The sequence below is a fragment of the Lacticaseibacillus hulanensis genome (assembly GCF_004010095.1).
Classification (GTDB): domain Bacteria; phylum Bacillota; class Bacilli; order Lactobacillales; family Lactobacillaceae; genus Lacticaseibacillus; species Lacticaseibacillus hulanensis.
This window is the reverse complement of sequence record NZ_RRYD01000039.1, coordinates 1-9,580: the sequence shown is the minus strand read 5'-3', so window position 1 is coordinate 9,580 and position 9,580 is coordinate 1. Positions and strand designations below refer to the sequence as shown.

The 9,580-nt window shown below is 48.5% G+C and carries 8 protein-coding genes; all 8 read left to right on the top strand.

Annotated features, from left to right (window positions below; genetic code table 11):
• Window positions 1-213: hypothetical protein (locus EKN00_RS11010; RefSeq protein ID WP_206611280.1), on the top strand; the 213-nt coding region annotated here is incomplete at its 5' end.
• 233 nt (window positions 214-446) lie between these two features.
• Window positions 447-971 carry a hypothetical protein gene (locus EKN00_RS09710; protein ID WP_127850033.1) on the top strand — a complete coding sequence of 175 codons (525 nt, stop codon included), beginning with the start codon at window positions 447-449 and terminating at the stop codon, window positions 969-971.
• 42 nt (window positions 972-1,013) lie between these two features.
• Window positions 1,014-1,823 carry a DUF6681 family protein gene (locus EKN00_RS09705; protein ID WP_127850031.1) on the top strand — a complete coding sequence of 270 codons (810 nt, stop codon included), beginning with the start codon at window positions 1,014-1,016 and terminating at the stop codon, window positions 1,821-1,823.
• Window positions 1,824-1,918: 95 nt separating this feature from the next.
• Window positions 1,919-2,668 (top strand): amino acid ABC transporter ATP-binding protein, encoded by a 750-nt coding sequence (locus tag EKN00_RS09700; protein WP_127850029.1) that lies wholly within the window; start codon window positions 1,919-1,921, stop codon window positions 2,666-2,668.
• Between the two features lie 2 nt (window positions 2,669-2,670).
• The gene (locus EKN00_RS09695) at window positions 2,671-3,492 is read left to right on the top strand and encodes a transporter substrate-binding domain-containing protein (protein ID WP_421825819.1); all 822 of its coding nucleotides are present in this window, start codon (window positions 2,671-2,673) and stop codon (window positions 3,490-3,492) included.
• Window positions 3,493-4,137 carry an amino acid ABC transporter permease gene (locus EKN00_RS09690; RefSeq protein WP_127850025.1) on the top strand — a complete coding sequence of 215 codons (645 nt, stop codon included), beginning with the start codon at window positions 3,493-3,495 and terminating at the stop codon, window positions 4,135-4,137. It abuts the gene before it with no gap.
• A gap of 15 nt (window positions 4,138-4,152) precedes the next feature.
• Window positions 4,153-4,809, top strand: a complete 657-nt coding sequence (locus tag EKN00_RS09685; RefSeq protein WP_127850023.1) for an amino acid ABC transporter permease — start codon at window positions 4,153-4,155, stop codon at window positions 4,807-4,809.
• Window positions 4,810-5,375: 566 nt separating this feature from the next.
• Window positions 5,376-9,580 (top strand): MucBP domain-containing protein (locus EKN00_RS09680; RefSeq protein WP_164848103.1); only part of this gene is annotated, 4,205 nt, incomplete at its 3' end.

The following is a 9,580-nucleotide window of genomic DNA, read 5'->3' as shown; positions in this document are numbered from 1 at the left end:
ATGCAAAAATCCCTCCGTAATCATCAGATGAATTATGATATTTCATCTGACAACCACAAAGGGATTATCGCAACCAAAGCCATCTCGCATTTGCGGGGTGGTTTTTTTGTGCCCCAAAAAGCGGCAACTTTGACACATTACCTAACCTGGTTGGCTAATCTTGGCACTTTTTGTTCGGCAGCGCGTTGGCAGAGGGGATTGGCCACAAAATAATCATCACCTGAGCACAACCAAGTTGATTTTGTTCAGGATAATCTAAATTGTGAGTATTAATCTTGGCTTTTTTTGCCCCAGGTGTCACAATGGAATTGTTGCAAAAGTTTTACAAAACTGGCGCCATGCTGCACGTTGCGTGGCGTGAGTAATGCACAAGCAAATCAGACTAACAAATAAAAACATTTTCGGCCTAAAGGGGCCTGATTAGTACGTACTAGGGGGATTTTGACATGGCATACCGGACACCACCACTGCTTTCACCAACCGCAATCGTTTCACTTATTTTGTTCATCAGCGCATTTACCGTTATCAACACAACCGTCAATCCGAAGAGCCGGCCCAAGAGTGAGGCTGATCAAAGCTCGCTCATTTCGAGCCTGGACGCTAAAAACAGCTCATCCTCCGCTAAAACCAGTTCGTCCAGTAGCGATAAGGCAAGTAGCGACGACGCAAAGTCCTCATCGGCAAAGTCTTCATCCAGTTCCAGTACCACACCTGAATCAAGTTCGAGCAAGACGCAGACAAGTGGCACCAAGGATACGACTGACACCAAGACCACTGGCACAACGAAAAATGACACGGAAGGTGACACTACCAAGACGGACAAGAATTCTGAGTCCGCGGCTGGCGCTTCTTCGGCCAAAGCGGATAGTAGTAGTAAGGCTTCCGCAACGTCCAGTAGTAGTGCAAAGACGCAAACTACGAACAATGGCAATGACACGACGAATGACACGACAACAACGACCAATAAGTAGTTTTCAGCATCTAAAAATTAATCGTGCCATAAGGAGGCAACTATGCTCACTGCATTAGACGTCATTAACCGTTTATTCAGCTACCTAAATATCCAAGATAAGCCCAAGGGCAAGGCGTTTACGGTCGTTGCCTTTGTGGCCAACTTCTACATCCTGTACGTTGCCATTAACCACCTGCGCTTTCCGGGTTATCGACTTCGCGGATGCTTATACTTGTTACTATTTTTCGTATTTCTATACTTTATCTTCCTCAACTATGTGTATTATTTTACGAAACGCAGCTTCAAATACGACATTTCGCCAATCATCGAGAAGGCGCTGGGAGGTAACGCCAAGGCGCACCTAGAGGCTGAAAAGGCCTACACCCAAACCATCGATAACGGTAACGGGGTCTTCGATACCAATCACGTGCTGCCGGCCAAGCTGGTGATTGACGATAATGAGCAACTGGCCATTAACAATTTGGTTGATGCGCTGCAAAAGCAAGGCATTCTGACACTAGATTACCACGGTTTAAGCGACGAAGAGCTAAGCAAAATCACGCGCAAAACCGCGTCACCAGTGCTTGCAATGGGGGCGCCACTACCTTTACCATACTATGAATTGCAGGAGACACTGGACCACCGCTGGGTCATTAGTGGCGGGTTAAATGCACTCGAAAGTGCGGAACTGGCAACCGTGGAAGCAATTGGCTTGACCCCAATCGAGGACGCAGCCAAGCAATACCAATTGGCCGCGGCTCGGGTTGTCTTGACAGGCGGGCCGCAGAAACGTCCGGGCCGTTCCGGGCTGATGAAGACGACTGAACCGTTCGGAATTGAGGCACGAATCGCCTTCACAGAAAGTGCATAAAAATTAGTACCCGCTAATATTTATTTGAATTAGATTTGCTTTTTCTGTTAAATCAAAGTAAAATTTAAAAATACAAACATTAGGGGGTATTGCCAATGTCCATGATCGAGTTTCACGATGTTGAGAAATATTACGGCAACAAATTCCATGCATTGAAGGACATCAACCTGACTATCGACCGGGGTGAGGTCGTCACCATTATCGGCCCTTCTGGTTCCGGGAAGTCCACGCTACTGCGGACAATTAACGGGCTCGAAAAGATTACGAGCGGGCAGTTGATTGTTAATAACATGGACCTGGCAGACAAGAAGACGGATATGAACCGCACCCGGCGCGATGTCGGGATGGTTTTCCAACACTTCAATTTGTACGCGAACAAGACCGTTTTGGATAACATCACGCTTGGCCCCCGCCTGGTTCTGAAGCAGGACAAGGCGCAGGCGGAGAAGAAGGCGCGTGATTTGCTGGCCATGGTTGGTTTGGCCGACAAGGAAAAGAGCTTTCCAAGCATGCTGTCAGGTGGGCAAAAGCAGCGGGTCGCAATTGCGCGCTCACTGGCCATGGACCCGAAGGCAATCCTCTTTGATGAACCGACCAGTGCTCTTGACCCCGAAATGATTGGGGACGTGCTCCAGGTTATGAAGAAAATTGCTGAACAAGGCATGACGATGGTTGTGGTTACCCACGAAATGGGCTTTGCCCGGCAGGTAGGGAACCGAATCATTTTCATGGACGACGGGAAGATTCTGGAAGACAGCACGGATGTGAACGACTTCTTCTCGAATCCAAAGGAAGCACGTGCCAAGGAGTTCATTAGCAAGATTAATAACCACATGGAGGGATGATTATGCAAAAACGCATATTAAAGTTCTTACTCCCCGTAGTGTTTTTGCTGACGGCAGTGCTTGCGGGATGCGGGAAAAGTGTTGCTAGCCAGGACATTTTGACCAACGCAAGCCAGACGAACACTATCATCTGGGGAGTTAAAGCAGATACGAACCTGTTCGGCCTGATGAATGTGAAGAAAAATAAGATTGAAGGCTTCGACGTTGACGTGGCCAAGGCCCTGACCAAACAGATTCTGGGTCCAAGTGGTAAGGCTAAGTTCGTGCAGGTTACATCAGATACCCGGATGCCGCTCCTGAAGGCGGGGAACATTGATGCCATTATTGCGACCATGACCATTACTCCTGAACGTAAAAAGCAGGTTGATTTTTCTGATATTTACTTCAAGGCTGGGGGTTCCCTCTTGGTTAAGAAGGGGAGCAAGATTAAGAGCGTCAAGGATTTGAAGAAGGGCACCAAGGTAATCGTTGTCCAGGGGTCCACGTACGGTGACAACATTAAGAAGGCCGCACCGGACACGCAGGTACTGCAACTGGCCGATTACGCACAGGCGTTCACCGCGCTGAAGTCCGGGCAAGCTGATGCGCTGTCCACTGATAACGGGATTCTTTACGGGATGTCAATCCAGGATAAGGATTACGTTGTTGTCGGTGGTACGTACACCAACGAGCCTTACGGGATTGCGATTAACAAGGGCCAAAAGCCATTCCTGCACACGGTTAACTCGGCACTAGCGAAGATCAAGGAAAACGGAACGTACGACAAGATTGCGCAGAAGTGGTTTGGCGACGTACCGGGCTTTGATGTAAAGGAGGTCAAGTAGATGTTTGATATCCTTACAAATAACTGGGGGTTACTCAGCACCGGCTGGGGCTACACCATCATGTGTAGTGTTCTCGCCCTGATTGGTTCATGTGTTCTCGGAACGCTCTTTGCCCTGATGGAAATCAGTCCGTACAAGTGGGTTGCCACCATCGGCCGGGTGTACGTTGAAGTGGTCCGGAACATTCCGCTTCTGGTCATCACCATGGTCTTCTACCTCGTGATTCCAAAGTACGTTGTGGCAATCAACGGATTTACGGCCGGGACAATTGGGCTGACCATTTACACCAGCGCGTTCATCGCTGAAACGGTGCGTGCCGGGATTGAGGCCATTGCGAAGGGCCAAATGGAAGGTGCCCGCTCCGTTGGGTTGACCTACTCACAGGCCATGACGCAGATTGTTTTCCCCCAAGCGATTAAGATCATCATTCCACCGCTTGGTAACCAGTTCATCAACCTGGTTAAGAACTCGTCTGTTTTGGCCTTCACATCTGGTTTTGACCTAATGTACCAGGGGAAGATTATTGCCTCAACGACCCTGGATACGTTCAGTTCATATCTGGCTGTTGGGCTCTTGTACTTGGTATTGACGTTGCCATTGTCCTACCTCATGCGCTATCTCGAAAAGCGCTGGCAGACGGCTTAGGGAGGGGGATAACTTATGAATACATTCTTTGATGCAATATCTTGGGTTAACTTTAAGTACCTCCTCGAGGGGATGGGCGTCACACTTGAAGTGTCAATCATCTCCATTGCCATCAGCTTCGTTTTGGGCACGTTCCTCGGAATTATCCGGTACGTGAACATTAAGGGCTTATCGCCAATTGTCGGTTTCATCATCGACATCATCCGTAACCTGCCACTCATGCTGATTCTGTTCTTCAGCTACTTCGGTCTGCCTGAAGTCGGGGTCCGGCTGAACGTTGTGACGGCGACGGTGATTGCGCTCAGTGTGTTCGAAGCGGCAATGATTGCTGAAATTGTCCGTTCCGGGATTAGCGCTGTGGCAAAGGGCCAGATGGAAGCCGCTCGTAGTAACGGGATGACGTACGCGCAGGCCATGTACCACATTATTTTGCCGCAAGCTTTGCGCAAGATGATTCCACCACTGGTTAGTCAGTTCATCAGTTTGATTAAGGACACGTCACTTGCGACGATTATCCTGCTGCCAGAATTGACCTACCACGCGCAGATCATTTACGGGCAAAACGTTAACTACATGATCCCCATGTACGTCATGCTCGCGCTGCTTTACTTCGTTGTGAACTACGCTTTGTCGGTTGCTTCGCGGGTAATCGCCAAAAAATTAGCAATTTAATATAATAACAGAAAACGAAGGACCAACCTGAATTGTAGGTTGGTCCTTTTTTGTGTCTGTTATCGTGTTGATTAGTACTGGCTGCAACGAATTTTCTAATAGTTTTGGTTATTGAACTAGCCAACTCAAACATGGGGCAATCATGGTTATATAATCGCGCGGGTGAAACATGCATGGTTGAGCGATTTGTGTGTACAAATTGTGTCAGTTATGTGTACGATAAGTTCTATGCCATGATTTTAGTTCGAAAATCATGGCGATTAACTGGGCTTCAACTTATTATTAATCATAGATGCAAGCTATTAAAATACTGAATATTGCTTGTGAAACGGCAAACTTGGCCTGCTGTGAAATACGGTAAAAACCCGGCACAATAGTGATATAACACACTAATTCGCCGCGAAACAAAAAGCATAAATCTATTGATAGAATAACGTTGACATGCACCGAAATTAGTATTCTAATGGACTATGTAAAACTATACTTATCAGATTATTGTTAGATAAATGCGTCGTTATACTACCTGAGCCCGCGGGGGGATACTGGTAGCTAAGGGGGAATACGTTATGCAACGTAATCACGAAACTAAACTACACTACAAGATGTATAAAGATGGCAAGAAGTGGGTTTATGCCGGCATTTTTGCAGTTGCACTTAGCGGCGCGGCGATTTCTGCTAGCGTCCTAGCACCAATCGCTCCAGCACAGGCGGAAACAAAAACGGAGACAAAAACTGAAGTTAACGTCAGCTATCCTTGGGCTGGGGATGGCACTGCCGTCAAGAAGGCCATTGCGAGTGGTAATTTCGTTGATGCCACGCCTGACAACAAGCTAAGTACGGTTTCGCTTAATGCTGAGCAAATTAAGAACGTTGTGGCCGCACACCTCAAGCTCACCTTGGACGGCACTAAGTGGTACATCAGTCCCGGCCCGGGTTACACCAAGGCTGATTTGAATGCGGTACTCAAGGGTTCTGGGTTCCCATCAGATGCGGTGCTGGCAAACCCAACTGATGCAGCAAACGAGAAGACTATTCTCGATTACATCGGCAAGTCCGCGATGTTTACGATGAACGGTGGTAATACCGGTTCTAACGGGAACAATATGGCTGACAGCATTGTCAGTGCCAGCTCGTATTCTTTTGTCACAGCTGGTGGTGAAGCAACGAGCACGGCGGCGCTGATTCCTGGAACTAACTACGCAAACGTTATTGCTGGTAGCCTGATTACTAACTCCGGATCAAAAAGTCAGAAATTTCTGCTGACGAATGGTGGGATAATTGAAGGCACACAGCCAACGATTCAGTGGGGGATTACCGATAATCTGGCCAACTATGATTTCACGGATGATTCCTTATCTGGCCAGCTGACCAAGCTGAAGCAAGCTGTTCAGAAGATTAACGCTGAGTATGATGCGGATGCTGGCAACAAGGTTGTGTTTGATCAGTACAACAAGAACCAGATTCCGCTAGATTTTGCCACAGCCAAGCAGGTTAACGGTCGGTATGTCTTCACCGTTAATACCGATGACTATGTGGACACAAAGGCCTGCATGTTCGAGGTCAAGAATGCTGATAAGTATGCTGGTGGGGACATCGTCATTAACCTTGTTGGCAAATCAGCCTTTAACATGAAAGATGCCGGCGCGATTCAAGGACTGCCTGCCAAACTGTCTGGCAATGTTATCATGGCCAACTCAACGGGTAATTCACTTGACCTGACTGACGAAGAAGTGCTAATGAGTGAGGCTGCCGAGGCTGCCGGTGGGCATTTCATCGTCTTAGCACCACTTTCAATTAGCACCGGGAATTCTGCTGCCTTCCACGGCTTTATTGGTGAATACAACACGGGCACGGGAAGCACGGCCACACCACCAGATCCAACTGGTAATGGGATTACGACCGTTGTGACCCCACCTGATGGTAAACCGAAGACAACGACAACCAAGAAGACATTTAAGATTACCCAAAACGCCACCTACAGTTACGCAAAAAAGGCGGAGGGCACTGAAAGCACCACACCTGAAGACCCAGCCAAGTTGCCGGCAAATACCAGCAAGACAATCACGGTTACCTACGATGAAACAACCGATGACAAGGGCAATGTTGTTAGCCGGGATAATATTGTCTTCGATGGTGGCGAACCGTTCCAGGCAATTAAGCCGGCCGAAATTGATGGCTTCACGGCCGAGATTACCGCGGCCAACGGCAATTCTGCGCTTGATGAATCCGCCATTCAGGCTAAGCTGAATGACCTGGCTTACACCGCAGAGGACACCACCTACAACGTGGCGGTTGTTTACTATCCAAACAGCACAAGTGTCCACAAGACGATGACGTTCTACAATTACGTCAATTACGATTACGCTGAAGACACTGACGGACCGAAGCTGCCGTCAGATACCACTAACAAAATTAAGGTTAACTACATCCAGATCACGGACACAAGCAACCACGTCAAGCGGACGAATTTTGAAGTTGATGGCGATGTCCCACAGGTTAGTGTGCCTAAAATTGCGGGTTACACGACTGAAGAATCTGGACAATTAACGGCGGAATCTATCGTCGCCATGCTTGAAGCAACTAATGGGGAGACGACATTTGCAGACACGGATGTCATTTACACCCCTGTTGCACAAACACTGAATGTGCACTATGTTGACGGAAACAGAACTGAACTGGTACCAACGAAGACGGTAACCGGTGATACTGGCGAATCATTTACTGAGAATGCACCTGCAATTACGGGTTACACGCCTGACAAGACGGAGCAAACCGGGACTTTTGATAACGACACTGACACGGCTCAAGACATCACGTTTGTTTACAACGCTGATGATCAGAAGCTAAACGTCAAGTATGTAGATGAAAATGGTAAAGAGATTGCACCAAGTACGTCTACCACGGGTAAAACCGGTGCGGCGTACACCGTAAACGCAAAAGCCATTGACGGCTACACACCAATCGGCCAGACCACGGCAACGGGGATTTTTGATAATGACGATGGTCAGGATCAAACTGTAACGTTTACGTACGGCAAGATTGGGCAAGTGCCTGATGAAGATGAGGGCAAAGTTGTCCGCGTTGTGGCTAAGCAGAACGTGAACATCCACTATGTTGACCTCGAAGGTAACGAGATTCAGACGGCCACGAAACAAACCGGTGACACAGGTGAAACGGTAACCCTGACGCCACCAGCGCTTAAGGGTTACGTAACGGTCAGTCAGCCAGCACAGTTCACTTACGATAAAGACGACACGGTTGACCAAGACGTAACGTTTACGTACAGCCAAATTGGGCAAGTGCCTGATGAAGATGAGGGCAAAGTTGTCCGCGTTGTGGCCAAGCAGAACGTGAACATCCACTATGTTGACCTCGAAGGTAACGAGATTCAAAAGCCAACGGTCCAGACTGGTGATACTGACGAAACGGTAACCCTGACGCCACCAGCGCTTAAGGGTTACGTAACGGTCAGCCAGCCGACACAGTTCACTTACGATAAGGACGACACGGTCGACCAAGACGTAACGTTTACGTACAGCCAAATCGGGCAAGTGCCTGATGAAGACGAAGGTAAGATTGTCCGCGTTGTTGCTAAGCAGAACGTGAACATCCACTATGTTGACCTTGAAGGCAACGAGATCCAAAAGCCAACGGTCCAGACTGGCGATACTGACGAAACGGTAACCCTGACGCCACCAGCGCTTAAGGGTTACGTAACGGTCAGTCAGCCAGCACAGTTCACTTACGATAAAGACGACACGGTTGACCAAGACGTAACGTTTACGTACAGCCAAATTGGGCAAGTGCCTGATGAAGATGAGGGCAAAGTTGTCCGCGTTGTGGCCAAACAGAACGTGAACATCCACTATGTTGACCTCGAAGGTAACGAGATTCAAAAGTCAACAGTTCAGACTGGCGACACTGACGAAACGGTAACCCTGACGCCACCAGCGATTAAGGGTTACGTCACGGTCAGCCAGCCGACACAGTTCACTTACGACAAAGACGACACGGTCGACCAAGACGTAACGTTTACGTACAGCCAAATTGGGCAAGTTCCTGATGAAGATGAGGGCAAAGTTGTCCGCGTTGTGGCCAAGCAGAACGTGAACATCCACTATGTTGACCTCGAAGGTAACGAAATTCAAAAGCCAACGGTCCAGACTGGTGATACTGACGAAACGGTAACTTTGACGCCACCAGCGCTTAAGGGTTACGTCACGGTCAGTCAGCCGACACAGTTCACTTACGATAAGGACGACACGGTCGACCAGGACGTAACGTTCAAGTACAGCCAAATTGGGCAAGTGCCTGATGAAGATGAAGGCAAGATTGTCCGGACGGGGGTTGCAGTTGGTGACCCACTCAGCGTGAATGCCGACCAGAATGTAACAATTCATTACGTCGACGAAGCAGGTAAGCAGGTAAAAGCTGACACGACGGATACCGGAATGCCAGGTACCAAGAAGACATACACGCCTGCTACTGTGGCTGGATACTACACCATTAGCGTTCCAACCGAACTGACCTTTGACAGTGATGATGAAAAAACTCAAGAAATTACATTCGTATACCGCCAAGAAGGTCAAGTTCCAGATGATGGTGTCGCGGCATACTTCAAGGCAGAGGTGCCAGATGACACGCCATCAACGACCACTGACCCGGTAAATCCAGGCCAAGTCCCAGATGGCGGTGTAGCAGCATACTTCAAGGAAGAAGTGCCAGACGACGCACCTTCCACAACTGGTGACCCGGTAAATCCAGGCCAAGT